This is a genomic window from Actinomycetes bacterium (assembly GCA_022599915.1).
Classification (GTDB): Bacteria; Actinomycetota; Actinomycetes; order S36-B12.
This window is the reverse complement of record JAHZLH010000053.1, coordinates 34,153-55,667: the sequence shown is the minus strand read 5'-3', so window position 1 is coordinate 55,667 and position 21,515 is coordinate 34,153. Positions and strand designations below refer to the sequence as shown.

The following is a 21,515-nucleotide window of genomic DNA, read 5'->3' as shown; positions in this document are numbered from 1 at the left end:
GGTAAGCGGGTGGGCAGCATTATTGGCTGGACACTGACCGCGCTGTGGGTACTTTCGAACATTCTGTGGATTCTCACCGAGGGCACGACCCGTGATGCGCTAACCATCGCGGGGGTCACACTGCTCTTCGCCGCGTCACTGACCCACAGCCTGAGCAGTCGAGGGGCAGCATGGACGCTGGCCTGCTTCGCGATTGCTTGCAGTTTCGGCTGGACGATTGAGGCACTAGGCACCAATACCGGGTGGCCGTTTGGTGAGTACGAATACACCGATCGATTGGGGCCACACCTAGGCGCTGTGCCGTTACTCATCCCGATGGCGTGGGCGATGATGGCCTACCCCATCCATGCAGTAGTCGAACGTACTGGCTGGAATCGACTGGCACGCATCGCATTGGGTGCCGGACTTCTGGCGACCTGGGACCTGTTTCTCGACCCGCAGATGGTTGCGGAAGGTCACTGGGTATGGAGTAGTACCGAACCAGCGATCCCGGGACTGCCGGGCATCCCGATAAGTAACTACCTGGGCTGGGTCATCGCGGCACTGATTCTCATGTCGCTGCTCACGATGCTGCTCCCGGCGCGACCAGGAGCACCGATCGCGCAACCCATGACCGCGCTGACGTGGGTATATGTCGGAAATGTCATAGCCAACGCCGTATTCCTCGGTCGCCCGGCAGTTGCGCTAGTCGGTGGCGTCGCGCTGGGAATCCCGATGGCGATACTGGTACTGCGACTACGAACCCTGCAACTTGACGATGGCTAGTCGATGGGGCGGGCGCACCGCCGTCGCGTTAATAGCCACTGCCACAGCAGTGGCTAGCGCCGGCCTGCTCCACGCAAGGCGTAACTCGAAGTTGCTGCGACACCTAGCCACTGCGCCGCCCGCAACCACTGCGGAACCGGTCGCAGTTCTTGTCCCCGCTCGCGATGAGGCAACCCACATTGCTGGCTGTATCGAGTCACTGCGCCAGCAGCAAGGGATCGCGAACCTGACTGTTCGAGTACTCGACGATGACTCCAGTGACGGCACTGCCGAACTAGCACGACAGACGGCCGCTGACGATCCCCGTATCAAGATTGAGCGCGGCACCGGGGACCCGCCGGCAGGATGGTTAGGAAAGCCGTGGGCTTGTCACCGACTCGCAGCCACTACTGACGCATCGGTAGTTGTGTTCGTGGACGCAGATGTTCGATTGAAACCCACAGCGGTCGCTGCCGCCGTGGGCGAACTACGGCAACGAGACCTGCAGTTACTATCTGCCTGGCCGCAGCAACAAGCCACCACCCCTCTTGCTCGACTCTTGCAGCCGCTGCAGCAGTGGTCATGGCTCACCACGCTGCCACTGGATCTGGCAGAGTCTCGATCAGATCCCAGCCTGGCCGCAGCTAACGGTCAATTCCTGATCTTTGATGCAGCTGCCTATCACGCCATTGGTGGCCATGCCGCGGTCCGCGGTGAGGTGCTCGATGACATCGAACTCGCCCGAGCAGTGAAGCGCCGCGGCTATCGCGCCGGGCTAGCCGATGCCGCAACGGTCGCTCATTGTTTGATGTATCGCAGCGATGCCGAGGTTGTGGCCGGCTACAGCAAGTCGCTGTGGCGAGCCTTTGGTGGACCGAAACGAGGTCTGGCCGTCAGCGCCGGATTGGTTGCGATCTATGTGCTGCCATTGGCGGGATTGGTGAGCCGCTCTTGGCGACTACAAACGCTGGCAGTCACCGGCTACCTGGCCGGAGTGGCCAATCGGACGATAGCCGCCCAAGCAACCGGTAGCCGCGGCTGGCCAGATGTGGCGCTGCATCCGCTATCGGTGGCCGCATTCGCCGCGCTGACGACCCGTTCAGTACTACAACACCGCCGCGGCACCAATACCTGGCGCGGTCGACCGGTCACGCCACAACCAGTTCCGAACTGAACCAGCAGCACACCGGCAACGCGGCGATCGAGCTGCAGATTACCGGTGTCGCAACTAACCAGACCACCTACACCCAACGGTGCACCGCGCGACCGCCTAGGCTGGCGTCGTGGCAAGAATCTGCGTTGTAGGTGCTGGGGCTGGCGGCTTGGCCGCTGCGGCGCGCCTGGGTGCCAAGGGCCATGCCGTGACCGTACTGGAACGCAGTGATCGGGTTGGCGGCAAACTACACACCTGGTCCGATCAGGGTTTTTCGTTTGACGTCGGACCGAGCCTGTTCACCCTGCCCGCGGTGTATTTGGATTTATTCCTCAAGACCGGTCGACCACTGGAACATGAGGTTGACCTGCAGGAGGTGGAACCAGGCTTCCGTTACGGGTTCACCGATCGCGTACTGCGACTGCCGGGCTCGAGTGTTGGCCGTACTGCGGCTGCGGTCACGGATCAGTTCAGCACTGAGGAAGGCGACGCCTGGCGGACGTTGATGCGTCGTGCCGGTGAGGTCTGGGCCCTGACCCGCGAGGACGTACTGGGTTCCGAGGTGAGCACTCGGCAACTTGCTGGCATGGCGCGTTCCCCGCAACGGCTACGCACGGTGGCACCGTGGCGGTCATTGCATCGCACCGGCCATAAGTATCTGCCCGGCAACCACCTACCGCGCATCCTGGATCGTTACGCCACCTACAGCGGTTCCCAGCCACGCAAAGCACCTGGCGCACTGATCACGATTCCGTTCGTAGAACAGACCTTCGGTTTGTGGCATATCGGCGGCGGACTGGGGCAACTCGCCGCCGCGCTACACCGGCGGGTGGAGCAAGTGGGCTGCACGATTCGCACCAATACCGAGGTGCAGGCCATCGAGCACAACGACGCTGGCGTGACCGGAGTCCGGCTGACCGACGGTGAACTGATCGGCGCTGACATTGTGGTCTCCGACTCGGATGCCCGTGGCCTGCCACAACTGCTGGGTGCCAAACCTCCCCGCACCCGCGATCACTCCTACTCCGGCTTCGCACTACTGCTGGCATTAGACGGAGTTTCGGAAGATCTGCATCACCACAACGTATGGTTGCCGGACAACTACGACGTTGAGTTCACCGATCTCGCCGCTGGTCGTCTGCCGAAGGATCCCGCGATCTACGTGTGCCGACCACCGGACCCGACCATGGCGCCTGCGGGTTGTGAGGCCTGGTTCCTGTTGGTCAATGCGCCGCGGCATGGCGATGGCAGCAGAGACACCTTCGACTACAGCGATCCGGCAACGGTCGAGCAGTACGCCGATCACCTGCTGCAACTACTAGCAGAGCGTGGCTGTGACGTCCGCGATCGCATCCGCTGGCGGAAAGTTCAGACCCCGGTGAACTTGGCCGGTACTGATGGCTCCGGTGATGGCGCGATCTATGGCACGGCTTCCCACGGCGCGATGTCGGTACTGCACCGACCTAGCAATACCGGCGCGATTCCCGGTCTTTACCTCGTGGGCGGTACCGCTCACCCGGGCGGAGGTTTACCACTGGTAGGCATTGGGGCCGAGATTGTGGCCGACAAAATCGGCCGCGGCGATGAGCGGCCACAAACTGAGCCCACCGAGCGTGGCTGCGCCTCGTAGTACCGATCTGCTCAGTGGTCCCGAGCCATTGCCGAGCGGGCTACTCCTGCCATTCCAAAATGAACTCGTGCACCCCATCGGCGATGAGTTGCACGGCAATAGCTGCCAGCAGCATTCCCGCGATGCGCGACAGCACGGTGACACCAGCGGGCCGCAGCACTCGCAGGATTCCGGTCGAGAACCGCAGCGATAGCCAGATCACTAGATGAATCGCCACGATCCCCAAAGTGATAGCCAGGTAGTCGGCTGTCTGATCTGCCGAACGCACAAATAGGATCGCTGCGACAATCGCGCCCGGTCCCGCTAGCAGCGGTGTCCCGAGGGGAACGAGGGCAACGTTGGCAGCGTCATCAGCGTCGACTTTGGCCACCTCGCCGGAGGTGAGTAACCGCAGCGCCACCAGCAACAGCAGCAGTCCACCGGCTACTCGCAGCGCAGGCAGCGAAATGTTCAGGTAGTCGAGAATCCAATCGCCAAAGATCGCAAAAACCGTGATCAGTAACAGCGAGGTCAGCGCTGCCTGCCAGGCCAGCCGCCGCACTTCTCGTTGTGGTCGATTGCCGACCGCACCAAGGAAAACCGGAATGATTCCGATCGGATCCATGATCACGAACAACGTGACGAAAACCGACCCAAAGAGAGCAGCGTCCATCGTCACGCGCTCATGATCAGCGACGATGTTGCTGGCATGACTTCACGGTAGCCGAACCGGGCGGCGACGGTGGCCACTTGCCACCGCCCTGGCTCCATCAATCGAACCACCTAGCAGCGCTAGTTCTGAACGGCCAGGGCAACCTTGCCGTGAACCTGACCCTTCTCCAGCAACTCCATCGCAGCCGGGGCCTGTTCCAGCGGAAGGACTTGGTCCAACTGCGGGGTCACTACACCTTGCTCGACCAGTTCAGCCAGCCGCACCAGGTCCTCGTGTCGCTCGGAAGCGAGGAACATGACGATGTTCTGTTTGATGAAGGGGGAGATCAAAGCGGCCCGCACGGTGCGACCGAAACCGCTGGTCCAGCGATTGTCTCCTTCGCCGCCGACCATCACGATGGTGCCGGTCTTGGTGAGCAACTTACGCAGTTGCCGCACCTTGGTCAGTCCAGCGATATCGATGATGACGTCAAAGGGCTGATCTGCGGTGATGGGACCGGCGGTGTAGTCCAGGACTCGTGTCGCTCCCAGCGAGCGCACGAAGCCGGACTTGCTGCCACTACATACGCCGGTGACCTCCGCCCCAAGGGCAGCCGCCATCTGCACGGCGTAGCTGCCCACGCCACCAGAGGCGCCAGTGATCAGCACTCGCTGGCCGGCTTTGACTTGGGCTTTGTCATGGACCGCCCCTAGGGCAGTGAGCCCAGAGACTCCCAGGGCTGCCGCCGCAGTCGGCTCGATCCCAGCCGGCATCAGTGCCAACTTGCCCGGATCCGCTACCGCGTACTCCGCGAAGGAACCTTTGGCAAAACCGAAAACCGCATCGCCGGCTGCGAAGTCGGTCACCTTCGCGCCGACGGCCGCGACGGTACCAGCGACATCAAGGCCTGGCACTGGCTGTCGTGGACCGCGCATCCCGAATGCGGGACGAATGATGTAGGGCAACCCATGCATGAGATGCCAGGTGCCACGGTCCAATCCGGCAGCCGCTACCTCCAGTAGTACCTCGTTGTCCTTGGGCTGTGGCACTGAGCGCTGCATTAGTTGCATCTGCTCGGCACCGCCGTAGTTTTCCTGAGTGATGGCTCGCATGGTTGTGGTTTCGATAGTAGTTAACATGGCTCCTCCTAGCCTTACGCCGTAAGTCTGACTGCTGCTACAGTAACCTTACGTTGTAAGAAAATGCAAATTGGAGTTGTTGTGAGCCGTACCGCACTCACCCCGGATCGGGCACTGGACGAGGCGATGACCCTGGCAGATGCCGACGGCTTGAGCGGGCTGACCATGCGCAAACTCGCCCGACAGCTTGGCGTCGAGGCAATGTCGCTGTACTACCACTTCCCGAACAAAGACGCGCTGCTGGACGGCATGGTGGACCTGGTCTTCGCCGAGGTGGAACTCCCGCGACCCGGGGAACCGTGGCAGCCAGCGATGCAACGCAGAGCCGAGTCACTGCGAGCGGCCCTACTGCGCCACCCGTGGGCCGTCGAACTGTTGGATTCCCGCAAAACGCCCGGAGCAGCAACGCTGACTCACCACGAGGCGATCATTCGCAATCTGCGCGAAGCCAACTTCAGCTGGTCGATGACCGCGCACGCGTTTTCACTCATCGACGCCTACGTCTTCGGCTTTGTGATTCAAGAGATTCAACTGCCGTTCGACACTCCGGAGGAGAGCCAGGACCTCGCCGAGGACATCATGGCGGGGATGGCGGACATGGCAGCAGCCTTCCCCTACCTCACCGCATTCACCATGGAACACGTCATGCAACCTGGCTATAACTACAGCGAAGAGTTTGTCTACGGCCTGCAGTTGGTGCTGCAGGGATTGCGACGGGATCACACTCCCGCAGAGCCGACTGCCGACTCGCGCTAATCGGCGTGATCGAGCTGCTGCAAGCGTGGCATCAGCGCTCCTCGTGGCAGATCCGCTAATCGATCTGCTTTGCGTACGTCGATGAGACGTAAATCGTCGTGAATCACTGACCAGGTCAACTCCGGCCAACCAACTAGCCACAACCACTCGCCGGCGGCTTCCCCGACATAACTGGTGCGATCGGCGTCCCCCGGCAGTGACCACAGTGGCGTCGGCCAGCCAGCTGCGGTCAGGCTGATCGTGGCTGGCTCCGCGAACAGCCCCTGGTCGGGATCGGGACTAGCAAGGCCCGCTAGTCGTGCTCCTAGCCCGGTTCCCGGTTGTTCGGAGACGATGATGAGGTCTGCCGGCCCGGTCGCCAATGACGTTCCGGTCAGCCCGACAGCCACCGCCCGAATCGGGCCGGAACCGCCACCCACGATTCGCAGGCCAGTAAAGACCCAGGTTGTCGGCAGCGGCCACGGTAACCACGCTGGCACGGCTGCCGATGCCAGTAGGTTGTGCATCTGGTCGGGATCAGGCAGCACTGCTGGCTGCAGTGGCGCCACCTGGCCGTGTTGTCGACAAAGGTAGGACTCGTGCATCACATTGGGCGGCCGCAACAAGTTGCCGCAGCGGGGACATTCTGGCTCAGCGGGCATCCGGTTCCCCTTCCGCTGGGGTATCGAGTGGCTCAGGCAGTGGCGGCGGCCAAACCGACCCCATCCCGAGGATTCGCCGTGCCGCAGCTAGGTGCTCCGACTCACACAGCAGGTCGTACCGACTAGCTTTGAGCGCTTGCCGTGACACGAAGTCACGCTTCCTGCCCGTGAAGGCGTAGGAGACCAGACCGAAAATAATGCCAAACGCCGCCCCGAAGAGCAGCCCGATCAAGACCAGTTGACCAAGTGCGTATTCGTCACTGCCGAAGAAACTGACGAACAGGCCGATCAGTACGCCAAACCAAGCGAAGGTGCCCATACCCGAGAAGGCCGCCCGACCCCAAGACATTCGGCCGATGACGCTTTCGACCAGCTTTAGGTCCACGCCAACGATCGCGACATGTTGCACCGGGAAGTGGGCATCACTTAAGGCGTCCACCGCCTTTTGGGCTTCTTCGTAGCTGTCGTACGAGGTGAGCACCGGGCGCTGGGCGATCTCGTCGCCAACTCGGTTTCGCTCAGCCATACCTCAACGGTACCGCTGAATGGCGAAATCAGAGGCGCAGCTTGTAGTCCTCCAGAAGCCGACGCCCGATGACCATCCGCTGGATGTCCGCCGTACCCTCACCGATCATCAGCATCGGCGCCTCACGGTAGAGCCGCTCGATCTCGTATTCCTTGGAGTAGCCGTAGCCGCCATGAATGCGGAAGGAGTCCTCCACGACCTCTTTGCAGTATTCGCTGGCGAGATACTTGGCCATGCCGGATTCGAGGTCGTTGCGCTCACCGGAATCCTTTTTGCGGGCAGCCATGACCATCATCCGGTGTGCGGCTTCCACCTTGACCGCCATATCAGCCAAGCGGAACTGTACCGCCTGATGCTGTGCGATCGGCTTACCGAAAGTCTCGCGAAGCTGCGCGTAATCCACGCCTAGCTCGAAGGCTCGCAGTGCGACGCCACAGGCGCGGGCCGCCACGTTTACTCGACCGACCTCGACGCCGTCCATCATCTGATAGAAGCCCTTGCCGGTCTTGCCACCCAACACGGCCGACTCGGGGAGCCGTAGGTTCTCCATGATCAGTTCGGTGGTATCGACCCCCTTATAACCCATCTTGTCAATCTTGCCGGGGATAGTCAGGCCAGGGCTGACCTCACCAAAACCAGTGGGCTTCTCGATCAGGAAGGTAGTCATCTTCTGATAGACCGAGGCATTCTCGTCCGCCTCATCATCGGAGCGGACCAGTACCGCGACCAGGGTGGAGGAGCCACCGTTAGTCAGCCACATTTTCTGGCCGTTGAGTACGTAATCGTCACCATCGCGCACAGACTTGGAGCGGATGGCGGCCACGTCCGAGCCGCAACCAGGCTCCGACATGGAGAATGCACCGCGCACCTCGCCGGTGGCCATCCGAGGCAAGTAGTTCTGCTTCTGCTCCTCAGTCCCGTGCTGCATGAGCATGTAAGCCACGATGAAATGAGTGTTGATTACACCTGAGACACTCATCCAGCCGCGGGCAATCTCTTCAACCACTAGCGCATAGGTGAGTAGTGACTCCCCGAGCCCGCCGTACTCTTCCGGGATCATCAGGCCGAATACACCTAATTCCTTAAGCCCTTCCACGATGTCGGTGGGGTATTCGTCAGCGTGTTCCAGGGCATTCGCGTTAGGAATGATCTCCTTTTCGACGAAGTCGCGAACCGCATCCAGGATGTGGCTTTGCACATCGGTCAAGTCTTCGGTCTGTGCCAAACGAGACATCAATAAGTCCTCTCAGGTGGTGACTGACATTAGTATCCCCTGATTGCGCGAATCCGCCCAATCAGGGTTAGTCGCGAAAGGCTTCTCGCAGGGTATTTCGCCACTGCGGGGCAGAAATTTGCAGCAAAAGCAGCCCGATGAGCACCACAACACCGGTTCGGATCCCATCAATCCCCGTCTGACCCCAGCCACCTTCCAGCGGCACCATCGCCACCAACGAGGTGAGCAATCCCACAGACAGCCCGGTGGCAGCCACCCGTCGGGCCGCATCTGGGTGCTTGAGATGACTCGCGGATAGGTGCATAGCACCGGCCACGAGCAACAACGCTGCAGCCAAGCCCGCAGCACACAGGGCGGCGTAAAAGGCCATGTTGTCCACCCCCGGGCCTGCCGGGCCGAGGCTTTCCACCAGCTCGCCGGTTGCGGGGGCGTTGAGAGCCAGTAGGTGCTGCATCTGGCCGGAGTTGGCACTGAGATCTCGTAGACCGCTAGCCAGGGTCACCATCAGCGACACTCCTGCAAGCAAACATGTAATGCCCAATAGCGCCGGAAGCGCCATTCCGCCGCGAGATCGACGAACGTCAGTGGTGGCGACCGTATTCACGGTGGTCATCACTACCTCCTTGCTCGCGACTCCATCAGATGCCCCTGGCCATATTGGTGGAGATGGCCCGGCGCCGTCCCTGGACACGCCGCGGCGAAGAATCACATTTCAGGAACGGTCCGCGAGACCGTGATGCTCCCGCAACCTTTCGGCGAGCTCGGCAGCGGCACCAGCGTGCCTTTCCGGCTTGAGCACACCGGCATCGGGGCCAGCGATGAGTAGCACCAACCCCACGCGTTCGGCCACTGGCGGCAAGAAAAAGGCATCCAAGACCAGGTCGTCGCTGTCGGCATCCACCACTTCGGTGCGCTCCGCGAAGCGATCCGCCACCCAATGACTCCCCTGCGGCAACAGCAGTTGCACCCTCTCCGCACGACGATCCCGCTTCAGTATTCGGTCGACGTCTGACGGGCGTTCGAAGCGCTGGCCCGACTGCAGTTGCAGGGAACGAATCCGACTCAGAATGTAAGTGCGAGCATGACCAGCAACGAACGGACCGGCGTCGAGTTCCCATCCTCGGTTGGTACGCAACAAGGAATAGGGGTGGACGACTCTGGTCCTGACCCCTGGCTGCCATTCTCGGGAATACTCGATCTCGACCGGAATCTGCTCCTCGATAGCCCGGCGAAGGCTCACTACTGCTTCATCAAAAGATTCTGCGGATTCGACGCGAAGCAGTTGGTTGAGTCGCTCAATCCCAGCACTCAACACCTCGTTGTCCGGCTCCATTTCCGCCAGACTGATCGCCGCCTGCAACAACTGCGCCAGATCCTCGTCACTGAATTGATTACCAGCCAGTTCCGCTTCAGCGGCGTCACCCGCCAGTCGCACCACGGGAGCTTCCTGCGGCTCGACCGACTCCCCCTCGGTGGAAATGAACTCGACAACTTCTGGGCGCTGCCCCACCCGAGACTGATCTGCCGGCACGTCCACGCTGTAGTAGTTCAGAATCTCTCGCCGCAAGGTGGGCTCGGCAACCTCCAGTTCCTCGGCCAGGACAGCCAGCGATAAGCCGTCAGGATGCAACGACAAGATGGCGATTACCCGTTGAATTCGAGCCAACGTATCCAATGCGCTCATGTGGGCTCCAACCCGGCAATGTGCGGAAGCAACATCTGGCTGTCTAACTGGGCACGCAGGTCAGCCGGACCCAGCAACCGCACGCGTGGCCCTAACTGCACCAAGCGAGCGAGGAATGGCCATCGATTGACGACTTCTACGGTCATGGGGACCGTAGAAGTCGTGGACTCAGCCAGTGCAGCAGTGGCCCCCAACTGCTGCTCGACATCCGCCACAAACTCCATCGGCACCATGAGGTGGGCGGTTAGCGGCGGATCCACCTGCCAAGTCAGTGGGTCCGGGCTGCCCCGCGCCGGCTGTTCAGTGCGAATGGCTGAACCGGGTTCCTCGAGATGTACCGCTGACATTCGCAACAACAGAAACGTGCGTTCCTCAGAGACGTCCATATCGATCCCCGAGACCATCCATCCAGACGAACCTGGATGCAGAACTGCCACCGACACCCGCCGGGCTTTGCCGTTGTAGTTGAAACACAGCACACATCTAGCGGTCAGCGCCCGTTGCACCAAACCCAGATGCTGCGCTGGAGGCGCCATCTGAACCTGGGGTGCGGAACTGGCAGCTGCTCCCGCTACATCCGACGCTACCGGGCGAGTGACCAGTTCTTGGGCACGCAGCAGTTCTGCCCATTCGTTCTCGGGGAATTCTCGTCTGATTCTGCTGTCGCCCGGCACCAAAATGTATGTGGCTTCACCACCGGGTTCAGCTACGTTACTAATCACGATGCCGAGTTTGCTCAGGGAGCGAACGTCGCGCGCCAGCGCCTCGCGCTTGCTCTCATCCGTTCCCTTGAGTTCAAGTAACTCCGCCAACTCCAGCGCCGAACGACCGGGGCGGGTAACGGGCAGGATGGCCAGCAGCTTTACGTAGCGCTCTTCCGGCTTCACGATTGGGCATCCTCCGTTTACAGCACGCAGAGCCCCAGGCTATGCGACCAGGTGAGCGAACTCACTCCTTGCCGCACCAGAAAAGTTATGCGTATATACACAAATATGTCATGCTGGGAGAGGCGAAAGGAGTACACGATGTACGGCACCAAGATTCTCGGCAACGCGGCGGACAGCAACCAGCAGTCGCTAAACCACAGCGTTTACAAGGCCACTCAGGCCGCAGCCATCAAGGCCAAAAAGCATGTTCCCGAGAAGAAGAAGGCAAAGTAACCCAATACCTACTGACTTCTGGCCCCTGCCGATCGGCGGGGGCCTAGTCATGGCAGGACGGCACCATCTTCGGGTACGGCTGGCTGACAACTGGTGCACCAGTAGGTGACCCGCTGCTGCGGCGCCGCGCCAACTCGACCCTTCTTGATCGCAGCACCGCACACCCGACACGGTTGACCGTTGCGCTCGAAGACCACCAGCCGGGATCGCGACTCCCGCGGAGTAGCGTCGACGGCGGTGAGCATTTCTTTGCGCACATAGCTCAGGCCTCGCTCAAGTTGAGTTAGGTCCAGATCCGTGGCGTATGGATTAGTGCGGATATGGCTGGCAAACTCCGCCGCCCACATGGTTCCGAGTCCGCAGACAATGCGCTGATTCAGCAGCTTGACTACAAGTTGACCATCGTGATCTGCGATGCGGTGAGCGGCAGCCGCCACATCAAAATCTGCCGCGAGAATGTCCGGCCCCAAGTAGCCCACCAGTTGTGCCTCGTCGCGGGTTCGCACCACTTTGACCTCCGCCAATCGCAGCCCGACCGCCTGCTGGGTCGCGTTCACTAACCACATCCGAATCTGATGACCCGGCCCGGCACACGGTTTCGCTCCAGCCTTGCCCATCACCCACCGACCGTCCATACGCATGTGGGAGTGCACGGTCAACTCCTCGTCACCACGCAGCACTCGAGTGAGCAGGTGCTTGCCGACCGTGCCAGTGCCGGTCACCACACCACCGGTCAGATCGACCGTGGCGAACCGTGGCACCCGCAGTTCGGCACGTAGCAACTCTTGCCCTTGCAGCGCCGCATCCAACCGGAGGGCGGCACGTCGGGCGGCGTCGCCTTCAGGCATGGCGAATCACTACGGCTACGCCGCCGGGGTGCGTCGCCATGGGTGCGCCGCTTCCAGTTCGTAGGCCAACTCCAGCAATGTCCGTTCATGGCCTATCGGCGCGACAAACTGTACGCCGATGGGCACACCAGCCTCCGAGCGACCTAACGGCATCGACATGGACGGAGCTCCCGTGACGTTACTCATGGCAGTGAAGCCGGCAAAGCGCAGTAACCGACCCAGGTGAGTAGGAAAGTCCACCTCAGGTCCCAGATAGCCGATGGGCGGCGGCTCATGACCGAGGACCGGAATAAGTAGGGCGTCGTAGGAATCCAAGCCAGCGCCCGGCCGGGCTGCTCGCCGGCGCAACCGCCACAGCGACAACGGAATCCGCTCAGCCATCCCGGCCAACAGCGAACTCAGCCCATTAGTCAATCGCTCCGTTCGACCAGCATCCATGGACACTCCGAACATTTGACTACCGAAATTTTTCATCGAGTAGGCCATCAGCGCCCAGTAGCGCAGAAAATCACGACCGTCCTGGCGACTAAACGGAAACTCGATTTCGTCCACCATGTGCCCCAGCCCCAGCAACAGATTTGTGGTCTCAGTCAGAGCCCCCATTGTGTCCGGAGAAACAAAACGGTCGTCATAATCCAGCACAACCGCAACCCGGAGCCTTCGGGATGAGGCAGTGGCCACTTGCCCCACTGACGGCAACTTCGGATTGGCATATAGCCGCTCGGTTTCCGCAAAGAACCGAGCAGTGTCCCGAACGGTGCGCGTCACCACGCCCTGGGTGACGATGTTGATTGGCAAGCGCTCTAGCTCTGGCGCATCGATAAACCGACCCCGAGATGGCTTCAGCCCAAACAGCCCGCAGCAGGAGGCTGGAATTCGAATGGAGCCACCACCATCATTGGCGTGCGCCACGGGGACTACTCCGGCGGCTACCACCGCGGCTGACCCACCACTGGAGCCACCAGTAGACCGCGAGGTGTTCCACGGATTGCGGGTAGCACCGTGGCGGGTCGACTCGGTAGTCGCGGTCAGCCCAAACTCCGGCATCGTGGTTTTCCCGATCGGCTGCAGCCCCAAGTCCAGCAGTTGCGCGACAAACGGCGCGTCATGCTCTGCTGGTTGCGCAGCCACCGCCATTGAGCCCATCGCGGTGAGTTCTCCTACTAACTGCTCGTTGTCTTTCACCACCGTGGGAATCCCGGCCAATGGCCCACCCACGTTCGCATCAGACCGCGGTTCGGATATCGATACGGTCAGCGCGTTCAGGCTGGCGTCGGCTAGCTGTGCGCGACGTAATGCCGCCGCACGCAACTCAGCCGCATTAACTTCGCGCCGTTCCAACCGATGCAGCAGGTCGGTCATGTCACTATCGCCCAGCGCGTCATCGCAGGTGGTGTCGACGACCTCACCTGTCATCGACCATGAACTCACGGATGGATGCTATCCGAACTTCGATCCCCGCACCCTAGGGAAGGATCGAACGCAGCAGCGCGACCAATCAGGTGGATTTCCACACAAAACACCAATTTCGCAGCACAATATTGCTGTGGCGGGAGGTAGAGCGCACCAACTCCCAGCGATGGCTATCTCGGTGGCGGCGTCGCTGGTCACTGCATCCTGCGCAACTGTCGGGCTGCCGACTGCAGTTCCCAGCCCAACGCTGGCGGAAATGGAAGCACGAGGGCCGTCTGCCGAAGCAGCAGCGCCAGCCGAGCCGCTGGAAGCCCCGCCAGGCATCATCGCATCGGTGAGCAAGCGAGGACTTTTCATCTCCTGGCTTACGGTTGATGGCGCAACTGACGGCTACGTCGTTGCTATCGACGACGCCTGGTACGCCGTGCCCGACACTAAGGTTAGGTTCACATCAATCTTCCCCGGTTTGAACTACGAGATAAAGGTGGCCGCTGTCGCCAATGGCGTCCGTGGACCCACAGTCACAACCACGGTCAAGAAAGGCTCGGGGGCACCGCCCCGCGAAATCATCAAGGGCCGCCCCAAACCTGTCCCTAGTCTTGCCAGTCCGGTAGCGTCGCCAACTCTTAGGGCTAGTCCCAGCCCGACACCAACGCCGAGCGAAACACTCAGCGCGGCACCTACTGCCAGCGGCACGCCAAGCCCCAGCGACAGCAACTCCGCTAGCCCGACGCCGACAGCGGCTGACCGAGAAATTGTCACCACTCGCGGCAATGGCTGTGGCTTTACCACCAACGGTGTGGTGGACCTGCGGATCACAGTTCGCCTTGCCAAGGGAGATGGCCGGGCGCCAGTCGCCCTCGTTGACACTCGCGGCCGACGTTACGACCCAGACCCCGAAGCAGGAACAATTAACAAAATCGTCTTTGCTCCAGTAGCAACTGAAGAGCCACCGGGTGGGGCTGCGGTGACTATCGCTCGTTACAGCGGTGAGAACGCAGACACCACTAATGACGTGGAAATCACCCCCGTGGAATGGGGCTACCAACTGTGCGATCAACCGATCGAGAATCCGCGCTGGGAGTGACTACCGAGCGAGACCGCGACGGCAGCGGCAGACCAGAACAATCTCGACCCCGAGACGCATTGGGTCGACCCCTCCCCTACGGTGCCACCGGAGTGCCGCCGCTTCCGGAGCCACTTCCCAGGAAACCCGCTGCTGCCGTGGGGCTAGCCCAGTCCCTTCTCGATCAGGGGCGACCGTTTCAAGCGCACGAGGTCTTGGAGGAGATGTGGCACACCTGCCCACCAGCGCAACGCGACGGCTGGCAGGGTCTGGCCCAACTGGCAGTCGCCATCACCCACGACGGTCGCGGAAACCGGCACGGCACTGAACGACTCCTCCAGCGAGCAACGAGTCGGCTGGTCGATGGCGGGGTGGCGCTACCACCCCCAGTAGATGCGGCAGCGATACTGGACTGGTTGTCTCAGGCTCGCATGTGTGTTGCCCAGGGAGAACCGCTACCAGCCGGACCAGTTATCGTCGGGCAGGCGCCACCCCAAACCACCTGAGCTGGCCCCGAGTTCGCTAAGTTGAGGCCGTGGCACCCCCGGTCGACCAACCAAAGCGAAGACGAAGGGCCCGTGCCGTCCGGGTAACCCTCATTGCCGTTGGTGTGGTCTACCTTCTGGGAATCATTGGCTACGGCCTCAACGTCCGAGACTACGACGAGCTAGATGTTTTCCTTGATACTTACGGCACCGAAGATGCCAGCGACTTCATTCCACCAAACCCCGGTGAAATTTGGCTAGGTCTGATACCCAGATCGCTTGACCCCAACCAAAACTTGGTTGTGCTGGACGTCGTGGTCAAGTTGCCAGAAGAGGAACTTGTTGACGGCCTCCGTCTCCGTCGAACCATTGAGATCTATATCGAACCAACGGACAGTTCGACACTGGTGCTAGAGCCAGGCGAAATAAATCCAGTGCCAGAGTTGCGATTGCGCCCGGTCCCGGCGATCTCCTACTTTGACTATCCGCTCGACGGCACTCGCATCGCTATCACGGCAATCGCCAGCGCAGTCGATGAGGACGGCAGCCGCACCCCGCTGAAGGTATCCATGGACGGCTTTGAATCTGCACCAGGATTCCGGGTGACTTTTGATGAGAAGACACAATCCCAGCAATCAGAATTTGTCGCCATTGAAATCGCAACCATCAACCGCTCCGCCTCAGTGATCGCCGTGGTGTTACTACTCCTCGCGGCCATGGCCCTGCTCGCGATCTTGGCAATCCTCGTGGCCCGATCAGTGGTCCTGCGACGGCGGCAAGTCGAGGCCACAATGGCTGGCTGGTTCGCTGCCATGATGTTCGCCATCATCCCGCTGCGCACCAACATGCCGGGAGCGCCACCCATTGGGGTGTGGATCGACTTTCTAGTGGTGCTGTGGGTAGAACTGCTGCTGATGTTTGCCTTGGCCGCATTCATCATGACGTGGCTGCGCTACGGACCGCCGCCGGTCACGAGCGACAGTTCGCCCGACCCCGAATCTCCGGGTCAGTCCGACCTCGCCTCCGACGGCGCAAACGGCCAACGCGAGCAGAGCGAGTCGTCGACAACCTAGTTGTGTGACAGGAATCGCTCCAGTGCAGCGGTCACCTGTGCTGGATCTTCTATCGGGCTACTGTGACCCACACCAGGCAGCTCCACGTAACTCGAACCAGTGATCAGTCCCTGCATCTGCTGCGAGTGTTCTGGTGGCAGCGATACGTCGGCACCGCCAGCAATGATCATCGTGGGAACAGTGATAGCCGGAAGGTACGGGCGGAAATCATCCCGTTTCATCATCGATGTCAGGGTGTTCACCAGCCCGGATCGATCGCCGGAACTCCACCGCCGCCGCCACAGATCACGCAGTTGAACGCTGTCGGGATCAGTGCGGAAAGCTTCGCCGTACATTTCCTCTTCCGCCCCGTCCAAGACTGGCGGCAAACCCAGTCCGGCGACGCGAGCCACCCCAGCCAGCGCAAGCTGCTTCGGAATCTTGGCGCGGTCGTGAGGAGCAGCGCTACTGTTCACCAGGGTCAGCGACTTCAGCAGGTCAGGTCGACGCGCCGCTATGCGCATCGCGGCGAACCCACCCATCGACAGTCCCACGAGATGCACCGGGCCCAACTCCGACTGCTGCAACGCCAACGCCATCAGTGCGCTCAAGTTTTCGGTGCTGTACCCAACGGTTGATCGCCCAGATCGGCCTTGTCCTGGGAAGTCGATGGTGACGCAGCGATAGTGATCCGATAGTGCCGCGATCTGTGCATCGAATTGGCGTCCGTCGTAGAGGAAACCGTGCAGAAAAACGACCGGTGGTAGGTCGCCGCCAGTGTCAGTAACAAACAACCTCGAATCTTTGACTTCGATTTCCGCCATGGTGTCCACTCCTACCGTGATCTTCAGCCGCCACTGCCTTGTCAGTTGCCGGTCTCGCAACGTTGCCTGCGGCTATTCAACCGCAGCTAGTCGTGTTCGCGCAGATCGCGCCGATTAAAGGCTGGCACGGACAATGCGATCAACACTGCGGAAATGACCGTCAGCACCGCAGCACTACCCCAGTCCATGCCGGTGAGCAGTGGGTCGGTCGAGAGGTAGTAGTGATTGGGCAGCCACCGAGCCAGATCAGCGAAGCCCTCGCTGAACGGCAGGAACGCTTCTCCCAGATGGGACAGTAGCGCTAAACCCACGGCGGTCCAGATTGCGATTCGACTGCGGCCCGTAGCGGCTCCCACTAGTAGTGCCACTGCACCAAACACGATGCCCATCAACGCAACCAGGAAACTCGTGGCGGCGATGTTACCGATGTTCATATCGAGTTGACCGAGCGCATCACCTGCGGCCACGCCGAGAAAGGTAATAAGTCCGATCGCGAGACCGAACAGCACCATGACGAATGCCTTTTCCAACAGCACCCGCGAGCGCGGAACCGGATTGGCCAGCAGCAGGCCCATCGTGCGGCGCTGTTCTTCCCCCGCAACCGCTCGCGCACCGATCAGGATGGTCGCGATCATGACTGCGATCGGGGCCATCAAGCCGAAGGTCTCCAGCTGGTAGTAACCCTCAATGGTCGACAGGTCTCCGCCACCGAACAGCGCCAGTAGCTCCGCAGGGAAACTGTCGCCGAGCGCCAACAGTTCATCGTCGAGTTGGGAATACATGACTCCGATCAGGACGCCCATCACCAGGAACATGGACAGACCCACGATCAGCAACAGGGCCTGGTACTCAGCGGCGGTCTTGATCCAGATCGCCGACACTCGCGCCGAACCCGCTAACCGATTCATCACCGCTTTCGTGGCAGGCAGCACACGGAGCCGATCGAGCAACGTGACGCCGGTAGAACTCTGCCGCAGGTCACGGCGTCGTACCCCGACCACTGCAAGTGTCAGGAGGCTCGCAGCACCAAAGCCGAGAACAGCCAAGTGTCCGGCATCGATTCCGTTAGCCAGTGGATCGCTACTGCTGAAGTAATACCAGGGAAATACTCGGGCCAACTCCGCGTAGTCGGAAAACAACGGCAGGAAGCCAACCGCGAAGAACGACAGCACCATGACGCCTGCAGATACCCCGATGGCAGCCCCGGTGCTCCCTGTCCACGCTCCCACCGCGAGCGCAAGAAAACCGAAGAACAGTGCGCCAGCGAACATGTGCAGCATCAGCGCACCGATATCTTGCCCAGCTATGCCCACATCGAGTAACTGCGGCACCAACAGCCCACCGAGCCAGAGCAAGCCAATGCCGACCGCCAGCAGCAGCGCTAGCGAGGCTGCCTTGGCCAGCAGCACCCCGGTTCGGCTGGTTGGGTTGGCTAGCAGCAGACCGATGGTGCCTTTGCGTTCCTCTCCGGCAATGGCTGCCGATCCCATCGCCAGCGCCAGTGAAAACATCACCAACGCCCCGTAGGAGGAGTACACCGCGCTGTAGGCGAGACTGCCCACGTCAGTGGTCTCATCAATCCCCACCACCGACCGAAAGACTTCCGGCAAGTCCGTGTAGATGGATAGATCGATGTCCCGGTAGACGGCCATAGCCATCCACAAAAACAGCACCATGGTGACGGCACCGATCACGACACCTCGCCACCGGTCAACGGTGGTTTTGGTGAAGACGTTGGCCCACATTAGCCAGCCGCCTCGTCGTGATAGTAGGTCAGGAAGATTTCTTCCAGATCGGCGTCTTCGGTGCTGATGTCGCGCAGTCGGTGGCCGTCCACCGCCCCCAAAAGATCAGTCATTTCGCCATCAAACGAGATGATGGCTCGCTCGCCGTCGACCTCGATCTCACCCACCCCACGTACGGCAGCAAGCTCGTCGCGGGGCACACCATCGAAGAACTCCAACTCGATGCGACGAATCGCCTTGTGTCGCAGATCGGCCACCGTCTCCAAAGCGATGAGTTTGCCGTGACGGATGATGCCGACTCGGTCGGCGACGCGCTGCACTTCCGACAGCGTGTGGCTGGAGAGAAAGACGGTGCGACCGGCCTCGGCGACCTCGCGCATCATGGTTTGAAACTCCCGCTGCACCAAGGGATCGAGCCCAGTGCTGGGCTCATCCAGCACCAGCAATTCTGGCTGATTCATGAAGGCCTGAATGATGCCGACCTTCTGCCGATTGCCGGTGGACAGATCGCCAGATTTGCGGTCCAGGTCTACGCCGAGCCGCTCTTGCAGTTCCGCGACGTAGTTCCAATCGACACCACCGCGCAGGTTGGCGAAGTAAGTGAGTACATCTCGACCGGTGAGATTCGGATAGAGCACGAGGTCACCGGGAAGATAGCCAATGTGGCCACGGATCTCGACACTTTCGCGGTGGGTATCCATTCCCAAGATCTGGGCAGTACCCGAGGTGGGTCGAATCTCATCCAGAATCGTGCGAATCATGGTGGTCTTGCCGGCACCATTGGGCCCCAAGAAACCGAAAACCTCACCCGGACCGACCGCAATATCCAGGTCGACCAATGCAGCTACATCACCGTAATGCTTCGTAAGCCGCTGAGTACTGATTGCCACCGTCATAACGTCACCTCCGCATCGGGGCGAGCCGTCATGCAGCGCCGCAATGCTCCACTTCCAGAGTAGACCTGTGAGGGCTCGCGGTCACCAAGACCCACCATGGCAACGGGGTTTGCAGCTGGTGCGTGGAGATTAGTACCTCAACGGCCCTGCAAAAAAGTCATAGCTGGACTTTTCCAGTGTCTGGCTGACGCCTAAACTCGCGGTATGAACAAAGCGGTCGCTGCCTCCGCCACCGCTGCTTTGATCCTGGGAATGATGGCCGCAAGCGCCAGCTCAGCCCAGGCGGGTTCCAACAACTGGGGGGATAACGGTTTCGGTGCCTGCACTTCCTTAGGGAACTCCACATTCTCCGACCAAAGTTTCGGAGCTTGCGTTCAGTCGCTGTCTGGCTGGGTCTCGGTGAAGCCGTGGACTATCTACAACGCCACCCCCACCTGCGAGGACACCCTCGACGGGCCGTATCCGGTGTCCTCGCTTTACCCCACCTGGGCGAACACCGATGAGCCTCAGTGGGTCTTTTCCGGACAAGCTTGGTACAACGGCGCCGGCATGGACCAGTCCGTTGCCGCAGCGCTAGGCGGTGCGGGAGCAGCCTGGCAGGGCAACGGGATTGACTCCGACATGGCCGAGGACATCGACGCCTTCTACGGCAACTGGGACGGAAACTTAGCGGTGACTCCCAGTTGGGGAACCGGAATCACTGCCTTCGGGAATCCCGACTTGTTCGAGACTCACACCGCACAGTACGCACTTGCCTGTTTGGAGGCGCAGTCCGTAGGCGTCCAGCCCTACGGCACCTACGCCAGTTCGTTGTCCGTGGCAGCGCTCGGTCAACCGACGTTGCGGGTTTCCCATAATCCCCGCCCTGCTGAACGCAAGCACACCGTGAAGGTGAGTAAAGCTTCCGATGATCACGTCATGCAGTGGCGACGCATCACCCTGGTCCCCAAGGACAAGCGCAAAGTCACGGTCAAGTGCCCCGCCGGCTACGAGCGCTTAGGGCACATCCAACTAACTCCCGAGCATGCGCCCAAGAACATGAAAGCTCCTACTAAGAAGAAGATCAAGAAGAACAAGGTCAAACTCACCTCTCGTGCTCACAAAGGAAAGAAAGCGGTCTTCACCGTCAAGACCAAGAAATTGAGCATGACCACCATGGTCAACGCCCACCTACGCTGCAGCGCAGTCAAGAACTAGCACGCGGGGTAGCCGGGGCTATCCCCCTTTCGGCAGCACTGAGGCTGCCGCAGCCGCGGTCAGTTGGCGGTGGGACGCCCTCGCGTCAGGCCGGTAGTCCACACAGGTCGATGTCGGCGTCAACGAGGTCAGCCTCAGTGAGCGGAAGCACCAAGGTGGCAACAGACCCACCCATCGCTTCCCGTTGGCCGTATCGCTCGTAATAGACATCGTGCTGGAACACTCGCCATCCACTTCTTTCGTTGTACGGCACGAGTTCGGGACGACAGATCAACAGCGCGAAATCACAGTCATTCTGCTTGGCGAAATCCACTCGAGCTCGCTGTAGCATGAGCCCGCGGCCAGGGGTGGTCCGATAAGCAGGGTCCACATACATCCCGCCGAACAAAGCAATCCTGATCGCTCCGGCTTCAGTCACTGCCTCTCGAAGAGCCACGCCACCAATGGCTACTAATCGATCATCCTCAATCCCCAACGCGTAGGCGTCAAACTTTGCCCATCTGTCCTGCCAAGCATGAACGACAGCCAACCAAGACCGCAGCTGCACTCTTCCCCAGGCAGGAAGTTCACCCCCCCTAACCATATGCACGGCCCATGATTCTCCCTGCGTAACAAGGCGACCATCGGAGGCCTTCACTTCGGGTGGTGCTGTACGCCAAAGTTTGTCGACTTGCCGATAGAACCTTGGGTA

The 21,515-nt window shown here is 60.8% G+C and carries 22 protein-coding genes; 8 read left to right on the top strand and 14 right to left on the bottom strand.

Features of this window, described 5'->3' with window-relative positions; translation table 11 throughout:
* The first annotated feature begins 9 nt into the window (after positions 1-9).
* The 3 genes from K0U62_08945 to crtI all read left to right on the top strand — a co-directional run bounded on the left by K0U62_08945 (position 10) and on the right by crtI (position 3,527).
* Positions 10-765, top strand: a complete 756-nt coding sequence (locus K0U62_08945) for a carotenoid biosynthesis protein (protein MCH9801637.1) — start codon at positions 10-12, stop codon at positions 763-765.
* Positions 758-1,918 carry a glycosyltransferase gene (locus K0U62_08940; protein MCH9801636.1) on the top strand — a complete coding sequence of 387 codons (1,161 nt, stop codon included), beginning with the start codon at positions 758-760 and terminating at the stop codon, positions 1,916-1,918. Before K0U62_08945 ends, K0U62_08940 begins: the two co-directional genes overlap by 8 nt.
* A gap of 109 nt (positions 1,919-2,027) precedes the next feature.
* The gene (gene crtI / locus K0U62_08935) at positions 2,028-3,527 is read left to right on the top strand and encodes a phytoene desaturase (GenBank protein ID MCH9801635.1); all 1,500 of its coding nucleotides are present in this window, start codon (positions 2,028-2,030) and stop codon (positions 3,525-3,527) included.
* Positions 3,528-3,567: 40 nt separating this feature from the next.
* Here crtI and K0U62_08930 read toward each other — a convergent pair whose 3' ends face one another.
* Positions 3,568-4,179 (bottom strand): MarC family protein, encoded by a 612-nt coding sequence (locus K0U62_08930; protein MCH9801634.1) that lies wholly within the window; start codon positions 4,177-4,179, stop codon positions 3,568-3,570.
* Between the two features lie 119 nt (positions 4,180-4,298).
* Complete coding sequence (locus K0U62_08925) at positions 4,299-5,270, bottom strand: NAD(P)-dependent alcohol dehydrogenase (GenBank protein MCH9801633.1); 972 nt, start codon at positions 5,268-5,270, stop codon at positions 4,299-4,301.
* A gap of 90 nt (positions 5,271-5,360) precedes the next feature.
* Here K0U62_08925 and K0U62_08920 point away from each other — a divergent pair, with 90 nt between their 5' ends.
* Positions 5,361-6,053: a TetR/AcrR family transcriptional regulator C-terminal domain-containing protein gene (locus K0U62_08920; GenBank protein MCH9801632.1), complete on the top strand. Its 693-nt coding sequence runs from the start codon at positions 5,361-5,363 to the stop codon at positions 6,051-6,053.
* Here the strand turns inward: K0U62_08920 and K0U62_08915 are convergent.
* From K0U62_08915 to K0U62_08880, 8 genes are all read right to left on the bottom strand, one after another.
* Entirely contained in the window at positions 6,050-6,694 is a 645-nt protein-coding gene (locus tag K0U62_08915; GenBank protein MCH9801631.1) for a hypothetical protein, read from the bottom strand. The two genes, K0U62_08920 and K0U62_08915, sit on opposite strands and share 4 nt — an antisense overlap.
* On the bottom strand, positions 6,684-7,220 hold the full coding sequence (locus K0U62_08910) for a hypothetical protein (GenBank protein ID MCH9801630.1): 537 nt from the start codon (positions 7,218-7,220) through the stop codon (positions 6,684-6,686). The genes K0U62_08915 and K0U62_08910 overlap by 11 nt, the downstream gene beginning before the upstream one ends.
* 28 nt (positions 7,221-7,248) lie before the next feature.
* Complete coding sequence (locus K0U62_08905; GenBank protein ID MCH9801629.1) at positions 7,249-8,454, bottom strand: acyl-CoA dehydrogenase family protein; 1,206 nt, start codon at positions 8,452-8,454, stop codon at positions 7,249-7,251.
* A gap of 67 nt (positions 8,455-8,521) precedes the next feature.
* The gene (locus K0U62_08900) at positions 8,522-9,067 is read right to left on the bottom strand and encodes a hypothetical protein (protein ID MCH9801628.1); all 546 of its coding nucleotides are present in this window, start codon (positions 9,065-9,067) and stop codon (positions 8,522-8,524) included.
* 99 nt (positions 9,068-9,166) lie between these two features.
* Entirely contained in the window at positions 9,167-10,138 is a 972-nt protein-coding gene (locus tag K0U62_08895) for a WYL domain-containing protein (protein MCH9801627.1), read from the bottom strand.
* Positions 10,135-11,025: a WYL domain-containing protein gene (locus K0U62_08890; GenBank protein MCH9801626.1), complete on the bottom strand. Its 891-nt coding sequence runs from the start codon at positions 11,023-11,025 to the stop codon at positions 10,135-10,137. The genes K0U62_08895 and K0U62_08890 overlap by 4 nt, the downstream gene beginning before the upstream one ends.
* 320 nt (positions 11,026-11,345) lie before the next feature.
* A complete protein-coding gene (locus K0U62_08885; GenBank protein ID MCH9801625.1) occupies positions 11,346-12,146 on the bottom strand; it encodes a hypothetical protein in 801 nt (266 codons plus the stop codon).
* A gap of 15 nt (positions 12,147-12,161) precedes the next feature.
* Positions 12,162-13,577 carry an amidase gene (locus K0U62_08880; GenBank protein MCH9801624.1) on the bottom strand — a complete coding sequence of 472 codons (1,416 nt, stop codon included), beginning with the start codon at positions 13,575-13,577 and terminating at the stop codon, positions 12,162-12,164.
* 115 nt (positions 13,578-13,692) lie between these two features.
* Between K0U62_08880 and K0U62_08875 the strand changes: the two genes are divergently transcribed.
* Genes K0U62_08875 through K0U62_08865 form a run of 3 tightly spaced genes read left to right on the top strand, consistent with a single transcriptional unit; the run spans position 13,693 to position 16,183 of the window.
* Positions 13,693-14,646, top strand: coding sequence for a hypothetical protein (locus tag K0U62_08875; GenBank protein MCH9801623.1), 954 nt, complete (start codon positions 13,693-13,695; stop codon positions 14,644-14,646).
* Entirely contained in the window at positions 14,595-15,131 is a 537-nt protein-coding gene (locus K0U62_08870) for a DUF309 domain-containing protein (protein ID MCH9801622.1), read from the top strand. The genes K0U62_08875 and K0U62_08870 overlap by 52 nt, the downstream gene beginning before the upstream one ends.
* 29 nt (positions 15,132-15,160) lie before the next feature.
* Positions 15,161-16,183, top strand: coding sequence for a DUF4436 domain-containing protein (locus tag K0U62_08865; protein ID MCH9801621.1), 1,023 nt, complete (start codon positions 15,161-15,163; stop codon positions 16,181-16,183).
* Here K0U62_08865 and K0U62_08860 read toward each other — a convergent pair.
* From K0U62_08860 to K0U62_08850, 3 genes are all read right to left on the bottom strand, one after another.
* Positions 16,180-16,986: an alpha/beta hydrolase gene (locus K0U62_08860; protein ID MCH9801620.1), complete on the bottom strand. Its 807-nt coding sequence runs from the start codon at positions 16,984-16,986 to the stop codon at positions 16,180-16,182. The two genes, K0U62_08865 and K0U62_08860, sit on opposite strands and share 4 nt — an antisense overlap.
* An 86-nt stretch (positions 16,987-17,072) precedes the next feature.
* Positions 17,073-18,731 carry an ABC transporter permease gene (locus K0U62_08855; GenBank protein MCH9801619.1) on the bottom strand — a complete coding sequence of 553 codons (1,659 nt, stop codon included), beginning with the start codon at positions 18,729-18,731 and terminating at the stop codon, positions 17,073-17,075.
* Positions 18,731-19,627 carry an ABC transporter ATP-binding protein gene (locus K0U62_08850; protein ID MCH9801618.1) on the bottom strand — a complete coding sequence of 299 codons (897 nt, stop codon included), beginning with the start codon at positions 19,625-19,627 and terminating at the stop codon, positions 18,731-18,733. The genes K0U62_08855 and K0U62_08850 overlap by 1 nt, the downstream gene beginning before the upstream one ends.
* Positions 19,628-19,831: 204 nt before the next feature.
* Between K0U62_08850 and K0U62_08845 the strand changes: the two genes are divergently transcribed.
* Complete coding sequence (locus tag K0U62_08845) at positions 19,832-20,824, top strand: hypothetical protein (protein ID MCH9801617.1); 993 nt, start codon at positions 19,832-19,834, stop codon at positions 20,822-20,824.
* A gap of 85 nt (positions 20,825-20,909) precedes the next feature.
* Here K0U62_08845 and K0U62_08840 read toward each other — a convergent pair whose 3' ends face one another.
* The gene (locus K0U62_08840; GenBank protein ID MCH9801616.1) at positions 20,910-21,413 is read right to left on the bottom strand and encodes a hypothetical protein; all 504 of its coding nucleotides are present in this window, start codon (positions 21,411-21,413) and stop codon (positions 20,910-20,912) included.
* Between the last annotated feature and the right edge of the window lie 102 nt (positions 21,414-21,515).

Excerpts from the sequence above, each read along its gene's own strand:
- K0U62_08870 (MCH9801622.1), top strand. The coding sequence starts at position 14,595 with ATGGGGCTACCAACTGTGCGATCAACCGATCGAGAATCCGCGCTGGGA.
- K0U62_08925 (MCH9801633.1), bottom strand. The coding sequence starts at position 5,270 with ATGCGAGCCATCACTCAGGAAAACTACGGCGGTGCCGAGCAGATGCAA.
- K0U62_08940 (MCH9801636.1), top strand. The coding sequence starts at position 758 with ATGGCTAGTCGATGGGGCGGGCGCACCGCCGTCGCGTTAATAGCCACT.
- K0U62_08920 (MCH9801632.1), top strand. The coding sequence starts at position 5,361 with ATGCAAATTGGAGTTGTTGTGAGCCGTACCGCACTCACCCCGGATCGG.
- K0U62_08850 (MCH9801618.1), bottom strand. The coding sequence starts at position 19,627 with ATGACGGTGGCAATCAGTACTCAGCGGCTTACGAAGCATTACGGTGAT.
- K0U62_08910 (MCH9801630.1), bottom strand. The coding sequence starts at position 7,220 with ATGGCTGAGCGAAACCGAGTTGGCGACGAGATCGCCCAGCGCCCGGTG.
- K0U62_08900 (MCH9801628.1), bottom strand. The coding sequence starts at position 9,067 with ATGACCACCGTGAATACGGTCGCCACCACTGACGTTCGTCGATCTCGC.
- K0U62_08885 (MCH9801625.1), bottom strand. The coding sequence starts at position 12,146 with ATGCCTGAAGGCGACGCCGCCCGACGTGCCGCCCTCCGGTTGGATGCG.
- K0U62_08855 (MCH9801619.1), bottom strand. The coding sequence starts at position 18,731 with ATGTGGGCCAACGTCTTCACCAAAACCACCGTTGACCGGTGGCGAGGT.
- K0U62_08845 (MCH9801617.1), top strand. The coding sequence starts at position 19,832 with ATGAACAAAGCGGTCGCTGCCTCCGCCACCGCTGCTTTGATCCTGGGA.
- K0U62_08905 (MCH9801629.1), bottom strand. The coding sequence starts at position 8,454 with ATGTCTCGTTTGGCACAGACCGAAGACTTGACCGATGTGCAAAGCCAC.
- K0U62_08895 (MCH9801627.1), bottom strand. The coding sequence starts at position 10,138 with ATGAGCGCATTGGATACGTTGGCTCGAATTCAACGGGTAATCGCCATC.
- K0U62_08860 (MCH9801620.1), bottom strand. The coding sequence starts at position 16,986 with ATGGCGGAAATCGAAGTCAAAGATTCGAGGTTGTTTGTTACTGACACT.
- K0U62_08915 (MCH9801631.1), bottom strand. The coding sequence starts at position 6,694 with ATGCCCGCTGAGCCAGAATGTCCCCGCTGCGGCAACTTGTTGCGGCCG.
- K0U62_08930 (MCH9801634.1), bottom strand. The coding sequence starts at position 4,179 with ATGGACGCTGCTCTCTTTGGGTCGGTTTTCGTCACGTTGTTCGTGATC.